Genomic DNA, 25,731 nt, shown 5'->3' with positions numbered 1-25,731 from the left:
TGTCGAGGTGATCACGGCCATCGTCTTCATCCACGCCGACGTCTCCCGTCTCGACGAGGTGGCCGAGCAGGTCGCCGCCGTCGAGGGGGTGAGCGAGGTCTACTCCGTCACGGGCGAGCTCGACCTCGTCGCCATGGTGCGCGTGCGCACCCACGACGACATCGCCCGCGTGGTCACCGGCAAGGTCAACAAGGTGCCCGGCATCGTGTCGACGCAGACGCAGATCGCGTTCCGCACGTTCAGCCGGCACGACCTCGAGGACGCCTTCAGCATCGGCCTGTGACCTCCGTGACCACCACCGCCGACGCCGTCGAGAAGCCCTCCTCCGCCGCCGCCCGCTCGGTCGGCATCGACCTGGCCCGCGTGGTCGGGCTCGTCGCCATCGTCGCCGGCCACGCCTGGGACGGCCACGAGGTCAGCGTGCTGCTGTTCAGCTGGCACGTCCCGATCTTCTTCCTGCTGACCGGCTACCTGTGGCGTCCCGGACGCCCGCTGGGCGCCGAGGTCCGCAAGCGCGCGCGGACGCTGCTCGTCCCCTACGTCCTGTGGTACCTGATCGTGGCCGGCATCTGGTTCACCTACGCCTCTCAGGTGCTCTACGACGACTTCGACTGGCACGCCGCGGCCCGTACCGCCCTCGGCGGAGTCGACGCCCCGCGGCCGTTCTCGGCCTTCTGGTTCGTGACCGCGCTGTTCGCCGCGACGGTGGCGCTGCGCGCCCTGGAGAAGCTCGGCCCCTGGGCACCGTGGCTGGTCGCGGCCCTCATGCTCGGCCTCTTCGTCCAGGACCGCGTGCGCTGGGCGGGCGTCTACTGGTCGGCAGCCACGGGTGTGGCCTGCCTGGTCTTCGTGCTCGCCGGCCAGGTGCTGCGCACCCACCGCGACCGGGTGCCGCTGCCGCTCGTGACCGGCATCGCGCTCGTGCTCGTCGGGCTCGTGCCGGTCGTCGCCGGCGACGTCATGTCGCTCAACCTCAAGGCCGGCGTGTTCGGCACGCCCTACCTCTCGGTGCTGTGCGCCATCGCGATCTCCATCGGCGTCCTGCTCGTGTGCGAGTGGGCCGCCCAGGTGCTGCCGGCCGTGCTGCTGCGTCCGGTCGTGCCGCTCGCCACGGCCGCGCTGCCGCTGCTGTTCACGCACACGCTGGTCATGGCGTTCATCGACGCCAACAGCGACCCCAGCACCCGCTGGTGGCTGTTCTGGACCGCGCTCCTGCTTCCCTGGGCGCTCGGCCTGCTGATCGGCCGCACCCGGCTGCGCTCCGTGCTGCTCTGACCCCGCTCAGGACACGAACGACTGGGTGGTGCGGGCCCAACGCTCCAGCACCTGCGCCGCCGCACCCGAGTCGACCGCCTCGGTCGCCCGGGCGAGACCGGACCGCAGCCGGTCGGTGAGGCTGCCCGTCGACCCCTCGTGCGCGGCGATCGCGGCCGCGGCGTTGAGCAGCACCGCGTCGCGCACCGGCGACCGCTCCCCCGCCAGCACCTGGCGCAGCACCTGGGCGTTGTACTCGGGCTCGGCTCCGCGGAGCGCCTCGGGCTCGCAGTACTCGATGCCGAAGTCGTGCGGGTCGATCCGGTCCTCGCCGACCGAGCCGCCGGACGCGACCCACGCGCGGGTCGGGGCGGTCACGGTGATCTCGTCGAGGCCGTCGTCGCCGCGGAAGACGATCGCGTCGGCGCCGCGGTCGGCGAACACGCCGGCCATGATCGGCGCCATGCGCACGTCCGCGCAGCCAATGGCGGACGCGTCGGGCCGGGCCGGGTTGGTGAGCGGGCCGAGGAAGTTGAAGACGGTCGCGATGCCCAGCTCGCGACGGGGTGCCGCCGAGTAGCGCAGCGACGAGTGGAAGACCGGCGCGAAGCAGAAGGTGATGCCGCTCTCCTGCAGCACGTCGCCGACCCGCTCGGCCGGAACGTCGAGCCGCACCCCGAGCCGCTCGAGCACGTCCGCCGAGCCGCTCGCGCTGGACGAGGCGCGGCCGCCGTGCTTGACCACGGGCACGCCCGCTCCTGCGATGACGATGGCGGCCGTCGTGGAGATGTTGACCGTCTTGGCCATGTCGCCGCCGGTGCCGACGATGTCGACCACCCGGCCGGGCACCGAGAGCGGGACGGCGTGGGCGTACATCGCGTCGACCAGCCCCTGCACCTCGGCCTGGGTCTCGCCCTTGGCGCGCACGGCGACGGCGAACCCGGCGATCTGGGCCGGCGTCGCGTTGCCGCCGAGGATCTCCTCCATCACCCAGGCCGTCTCGGACGTCTCGAGGTCGCGCCCGGCCACGAGCACGGACAGGACCTGGGGCCAGGTGGGGGCGTTCATGGCGGACAGTCTGCCGTCAGCGGCGCGCGAGGCGCCCGCGGGCCACCTCGACGACCGCCTCGGCCAGGCGCACCGGGTCGAGCGGACGCGGCACGACCGCCTCGGCCCGTGACCAGGTCGCCAGCCACGCGTCCTGCGGACGTCCGGTCAGCAGCACGACGGGCGGGGCGTCGAAGACCTCGTCCTTCATCTGCCGCGCCACGCCCATGCCCCCGGCCGGAGCCGCCTCGCCGTCGAGCACCACGAGGTCGATCTCGCCCTCGTCGAGGTGCTGGAAGACCACCGGCTCGGTGGCCACCTCGACGTAGTCGAAGGCCGGAAGATCGGGGTGCGGACGCGGGCCGAGGGAGGAAATCACCTGGGCGCGCACGGTGAGATCGTCGCTGTAGACCAACACACGCAGGGGGTCGCGTTCGCTCACGGAGCGATCGTACATAATGAGGGGGTGGCGACTACCTCAGCGATCCCAGCGTCCCGGCTCCACGGCACCGAAGGCCGCCCCTCGGCGGTGGCTGTCGGCACGATCGTGTGGCTGGCCAGCGAGCTCATGTTCTTCGCGGCCCTCTTCGCGGCCTGGTTCACGACCCGCAACGTCGTGCCCGACCTGTGGAGCGAGAGCCATGCCGAGCTCAACGTCGGCTTCGCGGCCGCGAACACCACGATCCTGGTGCTGTCCTCGGTGACCTGCCAGTTCGGCGTCTTCGCCGCCGAGCGCGGCCGTCCCGGACGCACCGGCAAGCTGCACCAGTTCAAGCTCTGGGGCATGCGCGAGTGGTTCGTCCTGACCTACATCATGGGCTCGATCTTCATCGCCGGCCAGGCCTACGAGTACACCGAGCTGGTCCACGAGGGCATCACCATCCAGAGCTCGGCCTGGGGCAGCCTGTTCTACCTCGCCACCGGCTTCCACGGACTCCACGTGGTCGGCGGCCTGCTCGCCTTCCTCCTCGTGATCGGGCGCACGTTCCTGGCCCGTCGCTTCACCCACGAGCAGGCGATCTCGGCGATCGTCGTCTCCTACTACTGGCACTTCGTCGACGTGGTCTGGATCGCGCTGTTCGCGGCCGTCTACCTCATCGTCTGAGCGTCTCCTAAGTCAGCTTCGTCCGGTCCTGGCGCTGTAGCCTGATCGCACCTGTGAAGGAATTGAGGATCTTCGTGCGGAAACTGTCGACCCGACGACGACACCCCCTGGCGGGGGCGCTCGTCCTGGTCCTGGGTCTCTTGGTCATGGGCGGCGTGTACGCGGCGTTCCAGCCCGGCTCGCCGGCCACCGCAGCCGCGGACGACTCCCGGACGGTCGAGGCCGGCCGCGAGCTGTTCCTCGTCGGCTGCGCGAGCTGCCACGGCGAGAACGGTGAGGGCATCACCACCAAGGACGGCAACAACTACGGCCCGTCGCTGGTCGGCGTCGGCGCCGCGGCGGTCGACTTCCAGGTCGGCACCGGCCGCATGCCGATGGCGCAGCTGGCGCCGCAGGCCCCCCGCAAGGCCCCCGTCTACACCGACGAGGAGATCTCGCAGCTGGCCGCGTACGTCGCGACCCTGGGCGCCGGTCCGTCGATCCCCTCCGAGGACGTCCTGGACTGGCAGAACGCCACGCCCGAGGAGATCGCCGAGGGCGGCGAGTTCTTCCGCACCAACTGCACCGCGTGCCACAACTCGGTCGGCGCCGGCGGAGCCCTCCCCAGCGGTCGCTACGCCCCCTCGCTGGAGGGCGTGACCGCCGCGCACATCTACGAGGCCATGGTCACCGGTCCGCAGCAGATGCCGGTGTTCTCCGACGACGTCCTCACCCCCGAGGACAAGCGCAACATCATCGCGTACGTCAAGACGGTCCAGGACCAGCCGAACTACGGCGGTCTCGGCGGCGGCGGCCTCGGCCCCGTGGTCGACGGCCTCATCGTGTGGGTCATCGGCATCGGAGGACTCATCGTCTTCGCGATCTGGATCGGCGCGCACGGCGCACGCAGCAAGAAGAAGGCGAACGCATGAGCCACGACGTGCACACCCCCGTTCCCGCCGAGGAGCCGATCGACAACCCCGGCCTGCCGGCGCACCTGCCCCGGCCGACGGACGTCGACCCCGCGCAGGCCAAGCGCGCCGAGCGCCAGGTCAGCACGCTGTTCATCCTCGCGATCCTGCTGTCGCTGGGCTTCTGCGTCGCGTACTTCGCCGTCGACATCGACGCCACGTTCCTGGGCTGGTCGGCGCTGAACTTCGCCCTCGGCACGACCGTAGGCCTGTCGCTGCTGTTCATCGGCGTCGGCGCCGTGCAGTGGGCCAAGAAGCTCATGGACGACCACGAGGCCGTCGAGATGCGCCACCCGGTCGCGTCCTCCACCGAGGACCGCGCCGCGTTCATGGAGTCGATCAACGCCGCGAACCGCGAGTCCGGCTTCGGCCGCCGCCCGCTGATCCGTCGCAGCATGCTCGGCGCCATGGCCGCCCTCGGCCTGCCGGCCATCGTCGTCCTGCGTGACCTCGGCCCGCTCCCCCACAGCCAGTGGAAGACCGTCTGGAAGAAGGGCATGCGGGTCGTCAACGACGTCTCCGGCATGCCGATCAAGCCGTCCGACATCGAGGTCGGCCAGCTCATCAACGCCGAGCCCGCGATCTTCTACGAGGTCGACGAGGAGGGCGAGCGCGTCGTCGAGGGCACCGAGCTGCTGCAGGCCAAGAGCAAGGCGGCCGTGATCGTCGTCCGCATGCGTCCCGAGGACATCTCGCCCGCCAAGGGCAAGGAGAACTGGGGCGTCGACGGCATCCTGTGCTACTCCAAGATCTGCACCCACGTGGGTTGCCCGATCTCCCTGTGGGAGCAGCAGACGCACCACCTGCTGTGCCCCTGCCACCAGTCGACGTTCGACCTGGCCGACAACGGCAAGGTCATCTTCGGCCCCGCACACCGGCCGCTGCCGCAGCTCCCGCTCGCCGTCGACGAGGAGGGGTACCTGATCGCCACCAGCGACTTCCCCGACATCGTCGCCCCGAGCTACCCCGAGCTGCACCGCGACCAGAAGAAGCTCGATAAGGGTGATCAGGCATGAGCGCTGAGGACACTCCTCGCGTCGAGGACACCGGTTTCGCCAAGAAGGCCGCCGGCCCGGTCAAGTGGATCGACGAGCGCGTCGGTGGCGCCTCGCTGAGCAAGGGCCTCATCCGCAAGGTCTTCCCCGACCACTGGTCGTTCCTGCTCGGTGAGATCGCGCTCTACAGCTTCATCGTGCTGCTGCTCAGCGGCACGTTCCTGACGCTGTGGTTCCAGCCGAGCATGGCCGAGATGCACTACCACGGCTCGTACGCCCCGCTGCAGGGCGTCGAGATGTCGCAGGCCTACGCCTCGACGCTCGACATCTCCTTCGACATCCGCGGTGGCCTGCTGGTCCGCCAGATCCACCACTGGGCGGCGGCGCTGTTCATCGCCGCGATGATGGCCCACATGCTCCGCGTGTTCTTCACGGGTGCGTACCGCAAGCCGCGCGAGGTCAACTGGCTCATCGGCGTCGGCCTGCTGGGCCTCGGCCTGGTCGAGGGCTTCGCCGGCTACTCGCTGCCGGACGACCTGCTGTCGGGCACCGGCCTGCGCTTCGTCGACGGCCTGATCCGCTCGATCCCGATCGTCGGCTCGTACATCGAGTTCTTCCTGTTCGGCGGCGAGTTCCCGGGCAACGAGATCATCCCGCGCCTGTACATGGCGCACATCCTGCTGATCCCGGCGCTCATCCTCGGCCTCATCGCCGCCCACATGCTGCTGCTCGTCTACCACAAGCACACGCAGTGGCCCGGCGCCGGCCGCACCAACGAGAACGTCGTCGGCTACCCCGTGCTGCCGGTGTACGCCGCCAAGGCCGGCGGCTTCTTCTTCATCGTGTTCGGCTTCACCGCGTTCATGAGCGCGATCATCCAGATCAACCCGATCTGGGTGTACGGCCCGTACAACCCCTCCGAGGTCACCGCCGGCTCGCAGCCGGACTGGTACATGGGCTTCGCCGAGGGCGCGGTGCGCATCATGCCGAACTGGGAGTGGAGCTTCCTCAACTACACGTGGAGCTGGAACGTCTTCATCCCCGCCGTCGGCGGCCTGACGTCCCTGTTCGTGATCCTGGCGGCCTGGCCGTTCGTCGAGCGCTGGATCACCGGCGACGACCGCGAGCACCACCTGCTCGTCCGTCCGCGCAACGCGCCCACCCGCACCGCCCTCGGCGCGGCCGGCGTCACCGCGTACGGCGTGCTGTGGGCCGCGGGCGGCAACGACATCATCGCCACGCAGTTCCACCTGGACATCTTCGCCATCACGTGGGTGTTCCGGATCGGCTTCTTCGTCTTCCCGGTGCTGGCGTACATCATCACCAAGCGCATCTGCATCGGCCTGCAGCGTGCGGACGCCGAGCGCGTCCTGCACGGCTACGAGACCGGTGTCCTGGAGCGCACGCCGGACGGCAGCTACAGCGAGCGTCACGCTCCGCTGGACGTCAACCGCCAGTACGCGCTCACCAACCACGCGCGTCTGCCCGAGCTGACCGAGACGCCGCTGGTGGACGAGAACGGCGTGGAGCTGACCGGCAAGGCCCGTCGCAAGGCCAAGCGTCGCGACAAGGTGCGTCGCTGGTACTACGCCGGTGCGCACGACAAGCCGACGACGCACGACGTCGACCACGCGCTCGAGCACTTCGCCGGCCACGAGGGTCACCCCGTGGAGCTCGGCCAGGAGTTCGCGGGCGTCTCGGAGACGGGCGTCCCGAAGCAGCACTGAGTCCGGCAGGACGACGCGAAGGGCCTCGGTCACCTCACGGTGGCCGGGGCCCTTCGTCGTCCTCGGCGGCCGGTCACGGCCCCTCCCCTCCCCCGTGCGTCCCGCCGTCGCGCCGATCCGGGCGAAACGCCACGGGACGACGACGGCCGCCCCTACGATCCGCTCAGGGGGACGGGCCGCGTGCCGATCGGGTCCCTCGATCCACGAACCGAAGGAAGACGTCCCGCATGCGCCTCATCCCCGCCCTCACCGCCGCCGCACTGGCCGCGATCACCGTCCTGGGCACCGGCACGGCCGCCCACGCCGAGCAGACCTCGATCACCGACAAGCGCGCCGACGTGCTGGTCACCTCCTTCTCGTCCTCCGATGACGACGACTACGAGCGCCTGGACGCGGCTGCGAGCAAGAAGTCGGGCATCGACGCCAAGGGCGTGCGGTTCAAGCACGGGAAGAAGTCCGTGACCATCACCGCCAAGTTCTCCCGACTCAAGTCAGGCTCCACGCTCTACGTCGAGTTCTACAAGCCGGGCCGCCGCAGCGCGTCCTTCACGCTCTACGGCGCCGACGGCTCGTCCCGCGCTCAGGTGCTGGACCGCGACTTCGACCGTGCCTGCACGGCCAAGCTCCGGACGCGCAACGGCAAGAACGGGTCCATCACCGCCACCGTCAAGCGGTCGTGCCTGGACGACATGCCCAAGATCCGCATGGCGGCGGCCGCCTACCGCTTCGTGCCGAAGGGCGACGACGACATCACCATCTACGGCGACATGCTGTCGTCGAAGAAGATCCTCACGCCGGAGAAGAGCCGCCTCGTCGCGGCGAGCTGATCGGCTCGGACGCGAAGGGCCCCGGTCACCGCCTGGTGACCGGGGCCCTTCCGCGTCGGACGTCCCTGCCGGGGCCCTGAGAGCCCCTCAGAGCGCCGAGCCGGCCTGCCAGGTCGTCCAGTCCTGGTTCCAGTCCGTCCAGCCGTTCTGCGGCTCGAGCTTGCGCGGGCTGCCGGTGTAGACGACCACGTCGCCGCGGCGGCTGTTCTCGTACAGCCAGCGGCTGTCGGCCAGGCTCATGCCGGTGCACCCGTGGCTGACGTTGGCACGTCCCTGGGAGCCCGTGGACCACGGGGCGGCGTGGATGAACTCCCCCGAGTAGGTCAGGCGCATCGCCCAGCGGACGCCCTTGATGTTGTAGTAGTCCGGGTCGGCGGAGTCGACGCCCGTGGTCGCGGCGTCCATGTCGATCGTGGAGAACTTCTCCATGATCACCTTGGTGCCCTGCCGGGTGCGGTGCCTGTCGTCACCCGTGGTCACCTTGAACGTGCGGACCTTGCGGCCGTCGACGTAGTGCGTCATGCGGTGCCGGGCGACGTCGACCCGCGTGACGGCGGCCGCGCCCGTCTTGAACGTGACGGTGCGCGAGTCCTGGCCGAACGTCCCGTTGCCGGTCGGCACCGCGTTGACGTCGAGGTCGACCTTCACGGTCGAGCGGGCCGGCCAGTAGGACTTCGGGCGGTAGTGCACCTCGGTGTCGCTGAACCAGTGCCAGGCACCCGGGACGTCCTTGCCCTCCACGTCGACCGTCATGTGCTGCTCGAACGCGGCCCGGTCCTTCACCGGCAGGTCGAAGGTGACGACGACCGGCATGCCGACCCCGACGGTCTCGCCGTCGAGCGGGGCGACGCTCGGGTACGTCTGCTGGGCCAGCGTGAGCGCCTGGGTGGTGAAGGAGCGGCTCTCGGACGTGCGTCCGCCGTCGTCGCCCACGGCCTCGACCTTCATCCGGTAGCGGACACCCGGCTCGAGCAGCTCGTCGGCCTGCCAGCGCCCGTCGGTGACCGTTCCCGGCACCTCGACGCGCTGTCCCTCCACCGTGGCGGCCAGCCGGACGCTCTCGATCGTCCCCTCGTCGGACGTGGCGGTCACGACCGTGTCGACCGGCACCTGCTCGGCGCCGTCGTCGACCGAGGCGCTCACGGCCGGGCCCTCCGGGGAGCGGTCGGCCGTCGCCGAGCCGCCGCGGGCGTCGGGCTGCTCGGGGTCGTCGTCACCGCCGAACGGCTGGCAGGCGGACGTCAGGACCAGGACGGCCACGACGGCGGCCAGGCGGGAAGCTGCACTCACCACGACAGTCTACGAGCGGGATGCAGAAGGTCCCTCCCCCGCGGACGGGAGAGGGACCTTCGGACGGCTCGTGCGCGCCTCAGTGGGCGTGCAGGCCCCGGTAGTACTCGAACACCCAGCCGCACACCGCGACGGCGCCGAAGCCGACACCGATGATGAACAGCCACCAGCCGAACACGACGCCCAGCACGCACACCGCGAAGGCGCCCGCGGCGTACAGCGGCCACCAGCTGAACGGCGGGAAGAAGCCGAGCTCGCCGGCGCCCTCCGCGATCTCGCCGTCCTGGCGGTCCTCCGGACGCGCGGGGATCTGCTTGGCGACGACGCCGAGGTAGAACACCACCAGCGCGCAGAGGAAGAAGGTCATGACCAGCGCCGTGGTGCCGGTGACCTCCTGGGTGAGGAACCAGTAGATCGGGGCGATCAGCAGGAAGAAGATGCCACAGCTGGCAAAGATCCAAGCCTCGGTCTTCATGCTCAGCGACCGTCCTTTCCGTGGTCGATGGCCTCGGAACGTCCCTCGACGTCCGGGGCGTCAGCCAGCGACGAGTTCTCGCCGGGGTTGTGGGCGAGCTCGAGGGCCGCGACGTCCGGGTGGTGCAGGTCGAACGCGGGGCTCTCCGAGCGGATGCGCGGCAGCGACACGAAGTTGTGGCGCGGCGGCGGCGAGCTGGTGGCCCACTCCAGGGAGCGGCCCCAGCCCCACGGGTCGTCCAGGCCGACCAGCGGCGCGTTGCGCGTCTTCCAGACGTTGTACAGGAAGGGCAGCGTGGACGCGCCGAGCAGGAAGGCACCGACCGACGAGATCTCGTTGAGGGTCGTGAAGCCGTCCAGCGGCGAGTAGTCGGCGTAGCGACGCGGCATGCCCTCGACGCCCAGCCAGTGCTGCACCAGGAACGTCAGGTGGAAGCCGATGAACAGCAGCCAGAAGTGGATCTTGGCCAGCTTCTCGTCGAGCATCCGGCCGGTCCACTTCGGCCACCAGTAGTAGAAGCCGGCGAACATCGCGAACACGACGGTGCCGAAGACCACGTAGTGGAAGTGGGCGACGACGAAGTACGTGTCGGACAGCGCGAAGTCCAGCGTCGGGGACGCCAGGATGACGCCGGTCAGACCGCCCAGGAGGAAGGTGACCATGAAGCCGAGCGTGAACAGCAGCGGCGAGTCCATGGACACCGAGCCGCCCCACATCGTGCCGATCCAGTTGAAGAACTTCACGCCGGTCGGGACCGCGATGAGGAACGTCATGAAGGAGAAGAACGCCAGGTCGACCGCGCCGGTGACGAACATGTGGTGGGCCCACACCGCGACCGAGAGCGCGGCGATGGCCAGCGTCGCGCCGACCAGGCCGACGTAGCCGAAGATCGGCTTGCGGCTGAAGACCGGCAGGATCTCGCTCGCGATGCCGAAGAACGGCAGCGCGATGATGTAGACCTCGGGATGGCCGAAGAACCAGAACAGGTGCTGCCACAGGATCGGTCCGCCGGTCGCGGCGTCGAAGACGTTCGCCCCCAACATCCGGTCGGCGCCCAGGGCCAGCAGCGCGGCGGCGAAGATCGGGAAGGCGATCAGCACGAGCAGGCTCGTCACCAGGGTGTTCCAGGTGAAGATCGGCATGCGGAACATCGTCATGCCGGGCACGCGCATCGTGAAGATGGTCGTCACGAAGTTGACCGCGCCGAGGATGGTGCCCAGGCCCGACATGTACAGGCCCATGACCCACAGGTCGCCGCCGACGCCGGGGCTGTTGACCCCGTCGCTCAGCGGGGCGTAGGCGAACCAGCCGAAGCTGGCCGCGCCGCCGGGCACGAAGAAGCCCGAGACCACGATCGTGGAGCCGAACAGGTACAGCCAGTAGCTGAACATGTTGAGCCGCGGGAACGCGACGTCCGGGGCACCGATCTGCAGCGGCATGATCGCGTTCGAGAAGCCGAAGAACAGCGGCGTCGCGAACATCAGCAGCATGATCGTGCCGTGCATCGTGAACATCTGGTTGTACGTCTCGTCGCTGAGCAGCTTCGAGCCCGGCTGAGCCAGGTTCGCGCGGATCAGCAGCGCCAGGATGCCGCCGATGATGAAGAACACGAACGACGTGATCATGTACATGTTGCCGATCACCTTGTGATCGGTCGTCGTCATGATCCGCACGGCCCGACGGCCGAAGGACTCCGACCGCGCGGCGGTGCGCGCATCACCCGCGTCGAACGCTGCGGTGGTTGCCATCAGTTGCCAGCTCCATCCTGTGCATCGTCGTCGCTCGGTCCCGCGAGCTCCTTGGCGTACTCCTGGCCCTCGGGGGCGCCGACGGCGCCGGCCTGCTCGAGCTCCTGCAGGTGCGCGTCGTACTCCGCCCGGGAGACGACGTGGACCTTGAAGATCATGCGCGTGTGGTAGACGCCGCACAGCTCGGCGCAGCGGCCGGTGAACGTGCCCTCACGCGTGGGGGTCAGGTCGAAGGAGTTCTCACGTCCGGGGACGACGTCCATCTTGAAGTAGAACTCGGGCACCCAGAACGAGTGGATGACGTCCGGCGAGAGCAGCTCGAACCGGACCGACTCGTCGACCGGGAGCCACAGCTCGGCCGGGTCCTCCGGCGTGCCGAGGTCGAACACGTCGTCGGAGACGGCCTGCTCGTCCTGGTAGTTGAACGACCACTGCCACTTGGAGCCGACGACCGTGACCGTGTGGTCGGGGTTCTCGACGTCCTTGATCATCTCGTTCTGCGCGGTGACCGTGTGGTAGAAGAACACCGCCACGATGATGACCGGCGCGATCGTGTACAGCGCCTCGATGGGCAGGTTGTACCGGACCTGCGGCGGCACCTCGTCGGGGTGACGACGACGGTGCGCGACGGCCGGGTACAGGATCAGGAACAGGACGATCGCGGCGATGACGCCGGCGGCGATCCAGGCACCGAGCCAGACGTTCCACATCGCGTCGGAACGGTCGCTTCCGGCGATCGGCAGCGCAAGGCGCTTCAAGTCGGACTCGTCGCGCGGGGAGCATCCCGCGAGCACCGCCATCCCGAGGGCGATGACCGCCCATTTCATGCGAACCACGTGGCGCCTTTCTGACTGTCAAGACACAGCTGACGACAACAGCACCCTACTCCAGGGTGCCGGGACCGCCGCGGTGCGGGTCGGGCTGTGTCGGCCGACCCCGCGAGCGGTCCCCGGAGGATCAGAGGAGGTGCAGCGCGGCGCCGATCTCGTCGGCCGCCTCGGGGCCGTAGGCCTGCTTCACCCGGCCGAGGAAGCCCTCGCGGGTGACGCGGTACTCCTGCGTCCCGATGGTCTCGACGACACCGGCGGCGATCGTGCAGCCGACCTGCGCGCTGCGCTCGAGCGACAGGTCGGCGGCGATGCCGGCCAGGAACCCGGCGCGGAAGCTGTCGCCGACGCCGGTCGGGTCGACCGCGGTGATGCCGGGGACGGCGGGCACGTCGACCTGCTCCCCCTCGGCGGTGAAGACGGTGACGCCGTCCTTGCCCCGGGTGACGACCCGGGTGCCGACGTGCGCCTGGACGTCGGCCGCGCTCCAGCCGGTCTTCTGCTGGATGAGCGCGTCCTCGTAGTCGTTGCTGAACAGGTACGCGGCGCCGTCGACCAGCTCGCGGATCAGGTCGCCGTCGGCCCAGGCCAGCTGCTGGGACGGGTCGGCCGCGAACGGGATGCCGAGCCGGCGGGCGGCCTCGGTGTGGCGGACCATGCCGTCGGGGTCGTCGGGGCCGATGAGCAGCAGCTCGATCGGGTCGGCGGCGTGGAGCGCCTCGACGTCGATGTGCCGCGCGTCGGACATGGCGCCGGCGTAGAACGTGACGATCTGGGCCTGCGACTCGTCCGTGGTGATGGTGCAACGGGCGGTGTGCTGCTCCGAGACGTGCAGCGTCGAGGTGTCGACGCCCGCCTCGCGCAGCCACGCCAGGTAGCCGGACTCCTCGAAGTCCGGGCCCACGGACGCGACCAGCCGCGGCGCGTGGCCGAGCTGGGCCAGGCCGAAGGCGATGTTCGCCCCGCACCCGCCGCGGCGGATGTCGAGGTCCTGGACGAGGAACGACAAGGCGACCTTGTCGAGCTGGTCCGGGACGAGGGAGTCGGCGAACTTGCCGGTGAAGGTCATCAGGTGATCGGTCGCGACCGATCCAGCTACCGCGATGCGCACCGGCCCAGACTAGACGATCCCCCCGGCCTGCCCGTGAGGGCGGCCGAGGGGATCGTCGGGTCGTGGCGTGCTACGCGCGCCGCGCGGTGCGGCTCAGTGGAAGCTGTCGCCGCACGCGCAGGAACCCGTGGCGTTCGGGTTGTCGATCGTGAAGCCCTGCTTCTCGATGGTGTCGACGAAGTCGATCGTCGCGCCGTGGAGGTAGGGCAGGCTCATGCGGTCGACGACGACGTTGACGCCGTCGAAGTCGCGGATCTCGTCGCCGTCGAGCGTGCGCTCGTCGAAGAAGAGCTGGTAGCGCAGGCCCGAGCAGCCGCCGGGCTGGACGGCGATGCGCAGGGCCAGGTCGTCGCGGCCCTCCTGCGCGAGCAGGCTCCGGACCTTGTCCGCGGCGCCGTCGCTGAGCTGCACGCCGTCGATGGGCTTCTGGGACTGGATCTCCACCGGGGTGGCGGTGCTGTCCGTCGTCATGTCGTCTCCCTGCGTTGGCTTGCGTGGGGCCTCAGGATCGAGGTCACGTCATCGACAACCGCGCCGACGACGCTTTCATTCCATCCTAACCGGGGCCGGCCAGGAGGTTCAGCGCGTCCAGCTCCTGGCGACCCGCTCGGCCAGGTGGACGAGCGACTCGTACGGGTGGGCCATGGCCGTGGTCTCCCCCACCAGGTCGGTGAGCGCGTACGCGGACTCGACGCCGATGGCGCGCATCTCACGGCTGCCGACCGTGACGCGTCCGGCCAGGACGACGCACGGACGCGCGGCCGCCGCCGCGACGGTGGCGACGCCGTGGACGACCTTGCCGCTGCGCGAGGAGTGGTCGAACGCGCCCTCGCCCGAGAGCACCAGGTCGTGGGCGGCGGCGAGCGCCGGCAGCCCGACGGCCTCGGCGACCAGCTCGATGCCCGAGCGCACCTGCGCGCCGAGGAGCAGCAGCCCGAGGCCCAGGCCGCCGGCCGCGCCGGACCCGGGGGCGTCGGCGACCCGGCGCTCGGCGGGGGTCGTGCCGCAGACCGCCTGCACCCAGCCGTCGAGCAGCCGGTCGACGCGGAGCACCTGGTCCTCGTCCAGCCCCTTCTGCGGGCCGAACGTCCGGGTGGCGCCGAACATCCCGAGCAGCACGTTGGTGACGTCGGTGGCGGCGACGAGCTCGAGCCCGGCGACGGCGTCGCGCGCCGGGCCGAGGTCGACGTGGCTCACGCCCTCCAGCGCGTCCGGGCCGGCCTCGAGCGGTCCGTCGGCGGTCGCGCCGAGGGCGCCGAGCAGACCCGCTCCCCCGTCGTTCGTCGCACTGCCGCCCAGGCCGACCACGACGCGTCCGAGACCGCGCTCGCGGGCCACGCCCACGGCCGCGGCCAGCGCCTCGCCGACGCCCCAGGTCGAGGCCTCGAGCGGACGGCGCTCGGTGGTGACGGCCAGGCCGCACGCCTGCGCCGACTCGAGGTGGACCGCGTCGTCGGTGACCAGCAGGGTCACGACCAGCCGCTCCCCGAGCGGTCCGCGCACCGGCACGGGCACCAGGTCACCGCCGAGCGACGCGTGCAGCACGTCGACGAAGCCCGGCCCCCCGTCGGCCATCGGCGCGAGGGTCAGGACGTCGTCCGGGGCGCGGCGCGCCCAGCCCTCGGCGATCGCCCGGGCGGCCTCGGGGGCCGAGAGCGTGCCGGCGAACTTGTCGGGCGCGACCAGGACGCGGGTCATGTCAGGACGCGAGCGCCTGCTCCGTCGCGGCCAGGAGCACGCACGTGGCCAGTCCGTCGATCGCGACCTCGAGCTGGTCGACCGTCGGCATCGACGGGGCGATGCGGATGTTGCTGTCGCGCGGGTCGATGCCGTGCGGGAAGGCCGAGCCGGCCGGGGTGAGCGCGATGCCGGCCTCGCGGGCGAGCTGGACGACGCGCTTGGCCGTGCCCTCCACGACCTCCAGGCTCACGAAGTAGCCGCCCTTGGGCCGGGTCCAGGTCGCGACCTCGTGCGGGCCGAGCCGGTCGGACAGGATGCGCAGCACCGTGTCGAACTTCGGCGCGAGGATCTCGCGGTGCCCGGCCATGAGCTGGTGGACGGCCTCGGCGTCGCGCAGGTACATCGCGTGCCGCAGGTGGTTGACCTTGTCCGGGCCGATCGTGCGGAAGGAGATGTTCTCGCGCCACCACTCGACGTTGGCCGGCGAGGAGCCGAAGAAGCCCACGCCGGAGCCGGCGAACGTGACCTTGGACGTCGACGCGAACACGAACGCGCGGTCGGGGTTGCCGGCCGCGGCGCACAGGCCCAGCAGGTCGGCCGACGGCGTGCGCTCGTCGGTCAGGTGGTGCACCGCGTACGCGTTGTCCCAGAAGATGCGGAAGTCCGGTGCCGCGGTGGTCATCTCGGCCAGCTGGCGGGCGACGTCCTCGCTCACCGTGTAGCCGGTCGGGTTGGAGTAGGTCGGCACGAGCCACATGCCCTTGACCGACGGGTCGGCGACGAGCTCGCGCACGGCGTCCATGTCCGGGCCGTCCTCGAGCATCGGCACGGTCAGCATCTCGATGCCGAAGCGCTCGGTGATCGCGAAGTGGCGGTCGTACCCGGGCACCGGGCAGATGAAGGCGATGGAGTCCTCGCGGCTCCACGGACGCTCCGAGCCGGGCACGCCGTGCAGCAGCGCGTAGACGATGGCGTCGTGCATGGCCGACAGGCTGGCGTTCTCGCCGGCCAGGAGCTGCTCGACCGGGATGCCGAGGATCTCGGCGAACGTCTGGCGCAGCTGCAGGTTGCCGTCGAGGCCGCCGTAGTTGCGCACGTCGGTGCCCGAGGCGTCCTGGCGGATCGCGCCGGGCAGCGACAGCAGCACCTCGGACAGGTCCAGCTGGGCCGGCGAGGGCTTGCCGCGCGTGATGTCCAGGGTCAGCTGCTCGTCCTGGAGCCGGCGGTAGGCCGCCAGGTGCTCGTCGTGGAGGTGCTGGATCTGGTCGCGGGGAAGCGTCTGGAGGCTCACCGGGAAACGGTATCGCGCGCGGCGGGCCGGACCCCGGTCAGGACGCGCCGGGGTTGCGCATCTCAACCTCGATCTGCGCGAGCTGCGCGAGCCGCTGCTCCAGCGGCGGGTGGGTCGAGAACAGCGCCGAGAACGACTGGCGGCTGAGCGCCGGCGCGAAGAAGAACGCGCTCGCGCCCTGCGTCTGCTCGACCTGGGCCGGGGTCAGGCGCGTCATGTCGCCGGAGATCTTCTGCAGCGCGGTGGCGAGCTGGCGGGGGTCGCCGGTGAGGTAGGCGCCCCGCCGGTCGGCGCTCAGCTCGCGGTACCGCGACAGGCTGCGCGTGAGGATGAAGCTGAGGAAGTACACGACCATGCTGACCAGCCACACGACGATGAACGCCGGGCCGCCGTTGTTGCGGTTGCGTCCGCCGCCGAGCAGGAACCCCCACTGGGTGACGAAGCCGGCCAGCAGGCCGAGCGACGACGCGACGGTCATGACCGAGACGTCACGGTTGGCCACGTGCGCCAGCTCGTGGGCCAGGACGCCCTCGAGCTCGTCGGCGGTGAGCCGCTGCAGGATGCCCGTGGTGACGCAGACCGCCGACCGGCTCGGCGAGCGGCCGGTGGCGAAGGCGTTGGGGACGTCGGTCTGGGCGATCGCGACCTTCGGCTTCGGCAGACCGGCCTGCAGGCACAGTCGGTCGATCATCGCGTGCAGCTCGGGCGCCTGCTGTGCCGTGACGACCTTGGCGCGCATCGAGCGCAGCGCGAGGGTGTCGGAGAAGAACCACTGGCCCCAGGCCATGACGAGCACGACGGCGAAGCCGAGCACGGCGCTGCCCATCCACTGCATGAGCACGACGCCGAACAGCACGTAGAGCGCCCCGAGCCCCAGGCTGACGCCGCCCATGCGGGCGGACAGGCCCGGGTCCTTGCGGAAGCTGACGGCCCTCATCGCGATGCGTCCTCGTGCGCCATGGCGCCAGGATAGCCAGCGGCCACCACCTGCGACGGGCGTCCGGCGGCCAGGACGCACCCCCTACTCTGTAGCCCGTGAGCGAGCAGAGCGAGCGAACCATCAACCCTGTCACGGGCGGGCGTCCGTACCGTGCGTTCTTCTCGGAGGTCCGCCCGTGAGCGAGCACAACGACCAGCCCGGCGGCAAGGGCCGCCCGACGCCGTCGCGCCGCGAGGCCGAGGCCGCGCGCAAGGCCCAGATGAAGAAGGCGAACACGCGCAAGGACCAGATGAAGGCCCAGCGCGCGATGCGTGACTCGGCGCGCGAGAAGCAGCGTCGTGCGCTGGCCGGCGAGGGCAGCGCGGCGGACCTCCCGTCCCGCGACCGCGGGCCGGTCAAGGCGTTCGTGCGCGACTACGTCGACCGCCGGTTCTCGGTGGCGGAGTTCCTGCTGCCGCTGCTCGTCCTCATGCTCGTGCTCAGCACGGTCGGCGGCGAGTGGGGCTCCGTGGTGGTGGTCTACCTCTGGATGGCCACGATCCTGCTGGTCGGCCTGGACTCGGTCCGGCTCGTGGTCGGGGTGCGCCGCCAGATCCGCACGCGCTTCGGCGCCGAGCACGTCCGCGGCACGACGTCCTACGCGCTGCTCCGGTCGACCCAGCTGCGCCGCTTCCGCCTGCCGAAGGCGATGGTGCCGCGCGGCGCGCCGCTCAAGGAGCGGTACTGACCCTCGCCCTCCGGGCACGACGACGCCCCACGTCCCTCGCGGACGTGGGGCGTCGTCGTGCGTGGCTACTCGGCGGCCAGGCCCATCGGGCCGTAGACCTCGGTCTCGCCGTCCAGCAGCCGCACCTGGTCGACGCCGGCGTCCAGCAGGTCACCGAACGCCTCGCCGATCCAGGTCTCGGCGTCGCTGCGGCTCTCGAACTCCTCCGAGCGGCCGGTCGGGGTGCCGTCGGCCTTCTCGTACGTCCAGCTCCAGCCCATGTCATGCCTCCTTGGTCGAGGGGTCCACGAACGGCGGCTTGACCACCGTGAACGACTCCTGGCGACCCCGGACGTCGACCGTCAGCGTCGCGCCGTCGGGGGTGCCGGGGTCGAGCAGCGCGAGGGCGATGCCGGTGCGCAGCGTCGGCGAGAACGTGCCCGAGGTGACCTCGCCGACCTCGGCGTCGCCGTCGCGCACGACCATGCCCGGACGCGGGATGCCGCGGCCCTCGGCCTTGAGCCCGCGCAGCGTGCGGACGGTCTTCTCGGCCCGCTGGCGCGTGAGGGCGTCCTTGCCCCAGAAGCTGGCCTTGTCCCACCCGACCGCCCAGCCGGCCCGGGCCATGACCGGACTGATCGTGGCCGACAGCTCGTGGCCGTGGAGCGGGTAGCCCATCTCGGTGCGCAGGGTGTCGCGGGCGCCCAGGCCGCAGGCCCGGATGCCGTGCGGCTCGCCGGCCGCCATGACCGCGTCCCACACCGCCTCGGCGCCCTCGGACGTGACGACGAGCTCGTAGCCGCGCTCGCCGGTGTAGCCGGTGCGGCAGACGGTGACCTCCTGGCCGCCGATGGTCGCGTCGACGAACGACATGTAGTCGTGGTCGGTCGGGAGCCCGAGCGCCTGCAGCACCTCGTCGCTCAGCGGTCCCTGGACGGCGAGCACCGCGTACTGGCGGTGCAGGTTGGTCACCTCGACGCCGTCGGGCGCGGCGGCCTGCAGCTTCGCGACGACCGCCGCGGTGTTGGCCGCGTTCGGGATGAGGAAGACCTCGAAGTCGCTGCGCACGTACGCGATGAGGTCGTCGACGGTGCCGCCGTCGTCGTCGCAGCACAGCGTGTACTGCGCCCGACCGGGGCCGATGCGCTGCAGGTCGTTGGTCAGGCAGGCGTTGAGGAAGCCGAGCGCACCGGTGCCGCGCACCAGCGCCTTGCCCAGGTGGCTGACGTCGAACAGGCCCACCGCCTCGCGGACGGCCTTGTGCTCGGCGAGCACCCCGCCGCCGGCGTACTCCAACGGCATGCTCCAGCCGCCGAACTCGGCGAGCTTGGCGCCCAGCGCGAGGTGGCGGTCGTGCAGGGGCGAGTGCAGCGGCTCCATGGCGGCCAACCTAGCGTCGTCAGGGCTGCCTCGGCACGCGGGACGCGCGAGCAGCGCGGGGTCCTAGGGTGGGAGGCATGCCTGCCGTCACCGTGACCTCCTCCCAGCCCACGACGACCGAGGCCGACGCCCTCGTCCTGGGCGTCCGCCCCGACGACGACCCGCTCGGCCTGAGCGAGCCGTTGAAGCTGCTCGGCTTCACCGGCAAGCCGGGCAGCGTCACGGTCGTCCCGTCGAACGGCGCCGCGTCCGCCCCGCTCGTCGTCGCGGTGGGCCTCGCGGCCGAGCCGAGCCCCGAGGACCTGCGCCGGGCGGCCGCGAACGCCGTCCGCGCCGTCCCGCGCGCCGCCACCGTCGCGCTGGACCTGTCGGCCGGCACGGCCGCGGAGGTCGCCGCCGTCGCCGAGGGCGCACTGCTCGCCGCCTACCGCTACGAGCGCTTCAAGGCCGCCCCGGCCGAGGACGAGGTGCCGCCGTCGCTCGAGACCGCCGTCGTCGTCACCGACCTGGACGCCGGCGAGGCCGAGCAGGCCGTCACGACCGCCCGCACGGTCGTCGAGGCCGTCGCGCTGGCCCGCGACTGGGTCAACTGCCCGCCCGGCGACCTGCGCCCGCCGCAGTTCGCCGACGAGATCGCCGCGCTCGACGTGCCCGGCCTCGCCGTCACGGTGTGGGACGAGGCGACGCTCTCCGACGAGCGCTGCGGCGGCATCCTCGGCGTGGGCCAGGGCTCCGACGCTCCCCCGCGCCTCGTGCGCCTGGAGCTCGCGCCCGAGGGCGCGACCAAGCACCTCACGCTGGTCGGCAAGGGCATCACGTTCGACTCGGGCGGACTCTCGATCAAGCCCGGCGCGTCGATGCAGACGATGAAGTGCGACATGGCCGGCGCCGCCGCCATCGTCGCGGCCACCGTGGCGATCGCCCGCCTCGGCCTGCCGATCAAGGTCACCGCGTTCGCCTGCCTCGCCGAGAACATGCCCGGCGGCTCGGCCACGCGTCCCGGCGACGTGCTGACCATGCGCAGCGGCAAGACCGTCGAGGTGCACAACACCGACGCCGAGGGACGCCTCGTCCTGGCCGACGGTCTGGCCCTGGCCACCGAGCTCGAGCCCGACCTGGTCGTCGACGTCGCGACCCTCACCGGCGCGGCGATCGTCGCCCTGGGCGAGCGCACCGCCGGCGTGCTGACCAACGACGACGCGCTCGGCGAGCAGGTGCTCGACGCGGCCAAGCTGGCCGGCGAGCCGATGTGGCCGCTGCCGATCCCCGAGGAGGTCGCCCACCGCGTCCACACCTCGTCGATCGCCGACCTGCGCCAGCACAACCCGAAGCCGGCCGGCGGCACGCTGTTCGCCGCCGCGTTCCTGCGCGAGTTCGTCGGCGAGACGCCGTGGGCCCACCTCGACATCGCCGGCCCGGCGTTCAACGAGGGCGGCGCGTTCGACTACACCCCGGTCGGGGGCACCGGCGCGGGCGTGCGGACGCTCGTCCGGCTCGCCGAGCACCTGACCGCGTGACCCCGCTCGACCCCGCCACCGCGCGGGCGCTGGACGCGCGGCTCGCCCGCGAGCAGTCCGCCCAGCGGCTGCCGTCGGTCACCGCGGCGCTCGTGCGCGGTGGCGAGGTCGTGTGGACCGGCGCTGCCGGCACGCTCGACGGGCGGGCCGGCGGCACCGCGGCGTCGGCCGACGTGCAGTACCGGATCGGCTCGATCACCAAGACCCTCGTCGCCGTGGCCGTGCTCCGGCTGCGCGACGCCGGACGGCTCGACCTCGGCGACCGCGTCGGCACGCACCTGCCCGAGCTGCCCTGCGGGCACGTGACCGTGGCCCAGCTGCTCACCCACACGTCCGGGCTGCAGGCCGAGAACGACGGCGACTGGTGGGAGCGCACCGCGGGCGTCCCGTGGGCGGAGCTCGCGGCGTCGTCGACGGCCCTGCGCTCGACGCCGGGCACCCGCTTCCACTACTCCAACGTCGGGTACGCCGTGCTGGGCGAGCTCGTGACCCGGCTCGCCGGACGGCCGTGGCACGAGGTCGTGCGCGACGAGCTGCTGACGCCGCTCGGCATGACCCGCACGACCCTGCGTCCCGAGGCTCCCGCCGCCCCGGGTCTGGCCGTGCACCCCTTCGCGGACCTCGTCCACGCCGAGCCCGAGCACGACGCCCTCGCGATGGCCCCGGCCGGGCAGCTGTGGTCGTCCGCCCGCGACCTGGCCCGCTGGGCGGCGTTCCTGGGCGGACGCACCGAGGGCGTCCTCGAGGCGCGGACGCTGCAGGAGTCCCTGGTGCCGGTCGCGGTGAATGACCTCGTCGGGCTCCCCTGGACCGGCGCCCACGCCCTCGGCTGGCAGGTCTGGAACGTCGACGGACGCCGCTACGCGGGGCACGGCGGGTCGATGCCGGGGTTCCTGGCCAACCTGCGGGTCGACCTCGCGTCCGGCGACGGCGTCGTCGTGCTGGCCAACGCCACGTCCGGGCTCGGCCCGGTGGGCGCGGAGCTGCTGGACCTGCTGGCCGAGCGCGAGCCGGCGGCCGGCGCCCCGGCGTGGACGGCGGACCCGGCCCAGGCCGAGCGGCTCGACCTGGTCGGCGACTGGTTCTGGGGCACGTACCCCTTCCGTCTCGTGCTGGAGCCGGACGGCGCGCTGCGGCTCGGCGAGCCCGGCCAGGGCCGCGGCGCCCGCTTCCGCGCGACGGGCGACGGCACGTGGGTCGGCGAGGCCGGCTACTTCGCCGGCGAGCCGATGACGCTGCGCCGCGACGACGCCGGGGCCGTGGTGGCGCTCGAGGTCGCCTCGTTCGTCCTCACCCGGACGCCGTACGACCTCGGCACCGGCGTGCCCGGCGGCCACGACGACCTCGGCTGGCACTGACCGCTCAGGCCGGGCGCTCGAACAGGCCGGCCCACAGGAAGTCCTCGCCGAAGACCGGTGAGTCGTCCGGCCGCGGCTCCATGCGGCGCAGCTCGACCGGGCGCAGCCAGCCGAACAGGCGGCGGAGGTCGTCGTCGCGGTAGGCGACCCCGCCCGCCAGTCCCCCGGCGCGGTACAGGTCGACGTCCGGCGCCTGCGTGCCCATCGCGCCCCAGGCGAAGCACACCAGGCCGAACGCCCCGCCGGGCCGCAGGGCCCGCTCCAGCAGCCAGCGGTGGCTGAGCCGGCGGTGCGGCGGCAGGTGGTGGAAGCACCCGGAGTCGTAGACCAGGTCGTACGGCTCGTCGACCTCCAGCGCGAAGGCGTCGCCGTGGACGAACCGCACGTCGACGCCGGCCGCGGACGCTCGCTCGCCGCCCCACCGCACGGCCTCGGCCGACAGGTCGACGGCGTCCACCGCGTAGCCCTGCTGCGCCAGCCACACGGCGTTGCGGCCGGGTCCGGAGCCCAGGTCGAGCACGCGGCCGCCCCGCGGGAGGCGGCCCGCCTCGTGCCACGCGACGAGCGACTCGTCCGGCGCCTCGCGGAAGAACGGCACGCCGCGCTCGCGGTCGGCGTAGAAGGCGTCCCACCAGTCGGCTCCCCCGCCGCTGCTCCAGCGGTCGGCACCGTCGTCGAAGAGGGTGTCCAGGAGCGCGAGGACGTCCTCCACGCTCTCGACGTGACGTTCCACGGTCGGCCCCCTCGGTCGCTCGGCTGCGGCGATCCTAGGCGGGGCGCGGGGCGTGTCCGGCGCTAGAGGCCGAGGACGCGTCCGGCCTGCTCGACCTCGTCCCAGCGGACCCGGTCGCCGTCGAAGCGGTCGGGGTGGCTCGCGGCCCGGGCCCGACGGAACAGGCGACCCAGCGCCTCCTCGTCCGCGGGGCTCGACCCGCTCTCGTCGCCGGCGGCCCGCTCGAGGACGGTGATCGCCTCGCGCTCGCGCGGTGACGAGTACCCGGTCGGGGCGGCGGGCTCGGGCTCGGCGGCCGTCGGGCCGGCGGTCGAGAACGGCGAGCGCGGACGACGGCCCTGCTGGCGCAGGGCGTAGTCGCGCATGCGCTGGGGGTAGCCGACCCGGTTGACCTCGTACAGCGGGACGCCCAGGGCGGCGGCCAGCCGGTTCGCGGCCTTCGGCGACTCGACCGGACGCCGGGTGGACTCCCCGTCGCCGGCGACCAGCAGCAGGGAGAGCCCGGACGTCGCCGAGGCCGGCTCGAGGAACGCCTCGACGCCGGCACGCGAGGACACGAACGCCTCCAGCTCCTCCTGGAGCGACTCGCGGGCACGACGGGCCGCCCCCACGGGCCAGGGGGCGGTGCGGCGACGTCCGAACAGCGGCATGCGGACAAGTGTGCCGGACGCAAGGGAAGGAGATCCGGGTCACAGCCCCCCGGTGGCGGCCGTGCGCGGCGCAGTGGAAAGATGCAGACAGTTCCGAGCGAAAGGGAGGGCACCGTGGTCGACACCTCGATCGCCGACCTCCGTCGCCGTGCCCGCGCGCACGCGTCGAGCCGTCCGGCCGGACGACTCCGCACCGCCACCCAGCTCACCGACGCCGCACCGGCGTCCGGTCCCCGCGTACCGATCCCGGCTCACGCCTGACAACCAAGCAGAGGACACCATGGCCACGTCAGTCACCCTCCCCGCTCTCGGCGAAAGCGTCACCGAGGGCACCGTCACCCGCTGGCTGAAGCAGGTCGGCGACACCGTCGCGGTGGACGAGCCGCTGCTGGAGATCTCCACCGACAAGGTCGACACCGAGATCCCCTCGCCCGTGGCCGGCGTCCTGCTGGAGATCAAGGCCGACGAGGACGACACCGTCGAGGTCGGCGCCGAGCTGGCCGTCATCGGTGACGAGGGCGAGTCCGCCGGCGGTGGCGAGTCCTCCGGTGGCGAGAGCGCCCCGAGCCAGGACAACGAGGAGCTGGCCTCCCCCGAGCCCGAGCAGACGTCCTCCGAGGCCAGCGCCGAGGAGCAGCACGAGGCCGCCGAGGAGGCGCCCGCCCCGCAGCCCGAGGCCAAGCCGGCCTCCGGCGGCGAGGGCACGTCCGTGACCCTGCCCGCGCTGGGCGAGTCGGTCACCGAGGGCACCGTCACCCGCTGGCTCAAGCAGGTCGGCGACGACGTGGCCGTCGACGAGCCGCTGCTGGAGATCAGCACCGACAAGGTCGACACCGAGATCCCCTCGCCGGTCGCCGGCACCCTGCTGGAGATCAAGGTCGACGAGGACGAGACCGTCGAGGTCGGCGCCGAGCTGGCCGTCATCGGCGAGCAGGGCGCGTCCGCCCCGCAGCAGAGCGAGCCCGAGCAGCCGCAGCAGGCCCCGCAGGAGCAGGCCCCGGCCGAGGAGCCGAAGCAGGAGCCGGCCCCCCAGCAGCAGGAGGAGCCGAAGCAGGAGGCCGCGCCCACCCCGCAGCCCACCGGCTTCCCCGAGCCCGAGCCGCAGGCCACGCCCGACCCGACGCCGCAGGCCGCGCAGCAGTCCGCCCCGGCCCAGGCGTCGTCGGAGTCGTCGGAGGCCGAGTCCTACGTGACCCCGATCGTCCGCAAGCTCGCCAAGGAGCACGGCGTCGACCTGGCGTCGGTCACCGGCAGCGGCGTCGGCGGACGCATCCGCAAGCAGGACGTCCTGGACGCGGCCAAGGCCGCCCAGCAGCAGCCCGAGCCGGCCGCCGCCCCCGCGGCGCCCGCCGCGAGCCAGGCCCCGGCCGCCGCGTCGGAGCCGTCCCCGCTGCGCGGCAAGACCGAGAAGCTCTCGCGCCTGCGCAAGGTCATCGCCTCGCGCCTGGTCGAGTCGCTGGAGGTCTCGGCCCAGCTGACGCAGGTCCACGAGGTCGACGTCACCGAGATCGCGCGCCTGCGCACCAAGCACAAGGACGCGTTCCTGCAGCGCGAGGGCGTCAAGCTCACGTTCCTGCCGTTCTTCGCGAAGGCCGCCGTCGAGGCGCTCAAGGTGTACCCGCGCCTGAACTCCTCGCTCGACCTGGAGGCGGGCACGATCACGTACCCGGCCGGTGAGCACCTGGGCATCGCGGTCGACACCGAGCGCGGCCTGCTCGTCCCCACGATCAAGGACGCGGGCGACCTGTCGATCGCCGGCCTGGCCCGCAAGATCGCCGACGCGGCCGACCGCACGCGGACGAACAAGATCACCCCGGACGAGCTCTCGGGCGGCACGTTCTCGATCACGAACCTGGGCAGCAACGGCGCCCTGTTCGACACGCCGATCATCAACCAGCCGCAGGTCGCCATCCTCGGCGTCGGCGCGGTCGTCAAGCGCCCGGTCGTCATCACCGACGCGCACGGCGGCGAGAGCATCGCGGTCCGCCACATGGCGTACCTGTCGCTCACGTACGACCACCGCATCATCGACGGCGCGGACGCGGGCCGCTTCCTCACCACCGTGAAGGAGCGCCTGCAGAACGGCTCCTTCGAGGCCGAGCTCGGCCTCTGACGGACGG

26 protein-coding genes are annotated in these 25,731 nt (G+C 71.9%); 11 read left to right on the top strand and 15 right to left on the bottom strand.

Annotation, left to right across the window (positions count from 1 at the left end; all coding sequences use genetic code 11):
- Positions 1-7 precede the first annotated feature (7 nt).
- Positions 8-283: an Lrp/AsnC ligand binding domain-containing protein gene (locus E0W78_RS04800; RefSeq protein ID WP_019146351.1), complete on the top strand. Its 276-nt coding sequence runs from the start codon at positions 8-10 to the stop codon at positions 281-283.
- Complete coding sequence (locus E0W78_RS04795) at positions 280-1,275, top strand: acyltransferase family protein (RefSeq protein ID WP_131402719.1); 996 nt, start codon at positions 280-282, stop codon at positions 1,273-1,275. Before E0W78_RS04800 ends, E0W78_RS04795 begins: the two co-directional genes overlap by 4 nt.
- Before the next feature lie 6 nt (positions 1,276-1,281).
- On the opposite strand, the gene trpD is transcribed toward E0W78_RS04795, so the two are convergent.
- Positions 1,282-2,322 (bottom strand): anthranilate phosphoribosyltransferase, encoded by a 1,041-nt coding sequence (trpD, locus tag E0W78_RS04790; protein WP_131402718.1) that lies wholly within the window; start codon positions 2,320-2,322, stop codon positions 1,282-1,284.
- A gap of 16 nt (positions 2,323-2,338) precedes the next feature.
- Complete coding sequence (locus tag E0W78_RS04785) at positions 2,339-2,743, bottom strand: hypothetical protein (RefSeq protein ID WP_242686230.1); 405 nt, start codon at positions 2,741-2,743, stop codon at positions 2,339-2,341.
- An 87-nt stretch (positions 2,744-2,830) separates the two neighbouring features.
- Between E0W78_RS04785 and E0W78_RS04780 the strand changes: the two genes are divergently transcribed.
- From E0W78_RS04780 to E0W78_RS04760, 5 genes are all read left to right on the top strand, one after another.
- The gene (locus tag E0W78_RS04780; protein ID WP_278249418.1) at positions 2,831-3,406 is read left to right on the top strand and encodes a heme-copper oxidase subunit III; all 576 of its coding nucleotides are present in this window, start codon (positions 2,831-2,833) and stop codon (positions 3,404-3,406) included.
- 74 nt (positions 3,407-3,480) lie between these two features.
- Positions 3,481-4,317, top strand: coding sequence for a cytochrome c (locus tag E0W78_RS04775; RefSeq protein WP_131402715.1), 837 nt, complete (start codon positions 3,481-3,483; stop codon positions 4,315-4,317).
- A complete protein-coding gene (locus tag E0W78_RS04770; protein ID WP_131402714.1) occupies positions 4,314-5,372 on the top strand; it encodes a Rieske 2Fe-2S domain-containing protein in 1,059 nt (352 codons plus the stop codon). Before E0W78_RS04775 ends, E0W78_RS04770 begins: the two co-directional genes overlap by 4 nt.
- The gene (locus E0W78_RS04765; RefSeq protein WP_131402713.1) at positions 5,369-7,078 is read left to right on the top strand and encodes a cytochrome bc complex cytochrome b subunit; all 1,710 of its coding nucleotides are present in this window, start codon (positions 5,369-5,371) and stop codon (positions 7,076-7,078) included. The genes E0W78_RS04770 and E0W78_RS04765 overlap by 4 nt, the downstream gene beginning before the upstream one ends.
- Before the next feature lie 227 nt (positions 7,079-7,305).
- Positions 7,306-7,905 (top strand): hypothetical protein, encoded by a 600-nt coding sequence (locus E0W78_RS04760; protein ID WP_131402712.1) that lies wholly within the window; start codon positions 7,306-7,308, stop codon positions 7,903-7,905.
- Between the two features lie 87 nt (positions 7,906-7,992).
- Here the strand turns inward: E0W78_RS04760 and E0W78_RS04755 are convergent, their stop codons facing one another.
- The 9 genes from E0W78_RS04755 to htpX form a co-directional block, all read right to left on the bottom strand.
- Positions 7,993-9,195 (bottom strand): Ig-like domain-containing protein, encoded by a 1,203-nt coding sequence (locus E0W78_RS04755; protein ID WP_131402711.1) that lies wholly within the window; start codon positions 9,193-9,195, stop codon positions 7,993-7,995.
- Positions 9,196-9,274: 79 nt separating this feature from the next.
- Positions 9,275-9,670, bottom strand: coding sequence for a cytochrome c oxidase subunit 4 (locus tag E0W78_RS04750; protein ID WP_131402710.1), 396 nt, complete (start codon positions 9,668-9,670; stop codon positions 9,275-9,277).
- A gap of 2 nt (positions 9,671-9,672) precedes the next feature.
- The gene (gene ctaD, locus E0W78_RS04745) at positions 9,673-11,334 is read right to left on the bottom strand and encodes a cytochrome c oxidase subunit I (protein ID WP_242686247.1); all 1,662 of its coding nucleotides are present in this window, start codon (positions 11,332-11,334) and stop codon (positions 9,673-9,675) included.
- An 83-nt stretch (positions 11,335-11,417) separates the two neighbouring features.
- Positions 11,418-12,176 (bottom strand): cytochrome c oxidase subunit II, encoded by a 759-nt coding sequence (gene coxB, locus E0W78_RS04740; protein WP_242686229.1) that lies wholly within the window; start codon positions 12,174-12,176, stop codon positions 11,418-11,420.
- Positions 12,177-12,375: 199 nt separating this feature from the next.
- The gene (locus E0W78_RS04735; protein WP_242686228.1) at positions 12,376-13,314 is read right to left on the bottom strand and encodes a carbohydrate kinase family protein; all 939 of its coding nucleotides are present in this window, start codon (positions 13,312-13,314) and stop codon (positions 12,376-12,378) included.
- Positions 13,315-13,449: 135 nt separating this feature from the next.
- On the bottom strand, positions 13,450-13,827 hold the full coding sequence (locus E0W78_RS04730; protein ID WP_131402707.1) for an iron-sulfur cluster assembly accessory protein: 378 nt from the start codon (positions 13,825-13,827) through the stop codon (positions 13,450-13,452).
- A gap of 108 nt (positions 13,828-13,935) precedes the next feature.
- Positions 13,936-15,054, bottom strand: coding sequence for a glycerate kinase (locus E0W78_RS04725; protein ID WP_131402706.1), 1,119 nt, complete (start codon positions 15,052-15,054; stop codon positions 13,936-13,938).
- Position 15,055: 1 nt separating this feature from the next.
- Positions 15,056-16,327, bottom strand: coding sequence for an aminotransferase class I/II-fold pyridoxal phosphate-dependent enzyme (locus E0W78_RS04720; RefSeq protein ID WP_131402705.1), 1,272 nt, complete (start codon positions 16,325-16,327; stop codon positions 15,056-15,058).
- Between the two features lie 37 nt (positions 16,328-16,364).
- Positions 16,365-17,264 carry a zinc metalloprotease HtpX gene (gene htpX / locus E0W78_RS04715; RefSeq protein WP_131402704.1) on the bottom strand — a complete coding sequence of 300 codons (900 nt, stop codon included), beginning with the start codon at positions 17,262-17,264 and terminating at the stop codon, positions 16,365-16,367.
- A gap of 178 nt (positions 17,265-17,442) precedes the next feature.
- Here htpX and E0W78_RS04710 point away from each other — a divergent pair, with 178 nt between their 5' ends.
- The gene (locus tag E0W78_RS04710) at positions 17,443-17,994 is read left to right on the top strand and encodes a DUF3043 domain-containing protein (RefSeq protein WP_207392636.1); all 552 of its coding nucleotides are present in this window, start codon (positions 17,443-17,445) and stop codon (positions 17,992-17,994) included.
- Between the two features lie 65 nt (positions 17,995-18,059).
- Here E0W78_RS04710 and E0W78_RS04705 read toward each other — a convergent pair whose 3' ends face one another.
- A complete protein-coding gene (locus E0W78_RS04705; RefSeq protein ID WP_131402703.1) occupies positions 18,060-18,254 on the bottom strand; it encodes a hypothetical protein in 195 nt (64 codons plus the stop codon).
- Position 18,255: 1 nt separating this feature from the next.
- Positions 18,256-19,353 (bottom strand): glycine cleavage system aminomethyltransferase GcvT, encoded by a 1,098-nt coding sequence (gene gcvT, locus E0W78_RS04700; protein ID WP_131402702.1) that lies wholly within the window; start codon positions 19,351-19,353, stop codon positions 18,256-18,258.
- A 77-nt stretch (positions 19,354-19,430) separates the two neighbouring features.
- On the opposite strand from gcvT, the gene E0W78_RS04695 reads away from it, so the two are divergent.
- Positions 19,431-20,870 carry a leucyl aminopeptidase gene (locus tag E0W78_RS04695; protein WP_131402701.1) on the top strand — a complete coding sequence of 480 codons (1,440 nt, stop codon included), beginning with the start codon at positions 19,431-19,433 and terminating at the stop codon, positions 20,868-20,870.
- Entirely contained in the window at positions 20,867-22,228 is a 1,362-nt protein-coding gene (locus E0W78_RS04690; RefSeq protein WP_131402700.1) for a serine hydrolase domain-containing protein, read from the top strand. The genes E0W78_RS04695 and E0W78_RS04690 overlap by 4 nt, the downstream gene beginning before the upstream one ends.
- 4 nt (positions 22,229-22,232) lie before the next feature.
- Here E0W78_RS04690 and E0W78_RS04685 read toward each other — a convergent pair whose 3' ends face one another.
- Complete coding sequence (locus E0W78_RS04685) at positions 22,233-22,961, bottom strand: class I SAM-dependent methyltransferase (RefSeq protein ID WP_131402699.1); 729 nt, start codon at positions 22,959-22,961, stop codon at positions 22,233-22,235.
- Between the two features lie 62 nt (positions 22,962-23,023).
- Positions 23,024-23,611 carry a hypothetical protein gene (locus E0W78_RS16705; RefSeq protein ID WP_207392635.1) on the bottom strand — a complete coding sequence of 196 codons (588 nt, stop codon included), beginning with the start codon at positions 23,609-23,611 and terminating at the stop codon, positions 23,024-23,026.
- A 280-nt stretch (positions 23,612-23,891) separates the two neighbouring features.
- Here E0W78_RS16705 and sucB point away from each other — a divergent pair, with 280 nt between their 5' ends.
- Complete coding sequence (sucB, locus tag E0W78_RS04675) at positions 23,892-25,724, top strand: 2-oxoglutarate dehydrogenase, E2 component, dihydrolipoamide succinyltransferase (protein WP_131402698.1); 1,833 nt, start codon at positions 23,892-23,894, stop codon at positions 25,722-25,724.
- The last annotated feature ends 7 nt before the right edge of the window (positions 25,725-25,731 follow it).

This window comes from Aeromicrobium sp. IC_218, from assembly GCF_004336805.1.
Taxonomy (GTDB): Bacteria; Actinomycetota; Actinomycetes; order Propionibacteriales; family Nocardioidaceae; genus Aeromicrobium.
Note: the sequence above shows the minus strand (reverse complement) of the source record. Positions and strands in the feature narration are given on the sequence as shown.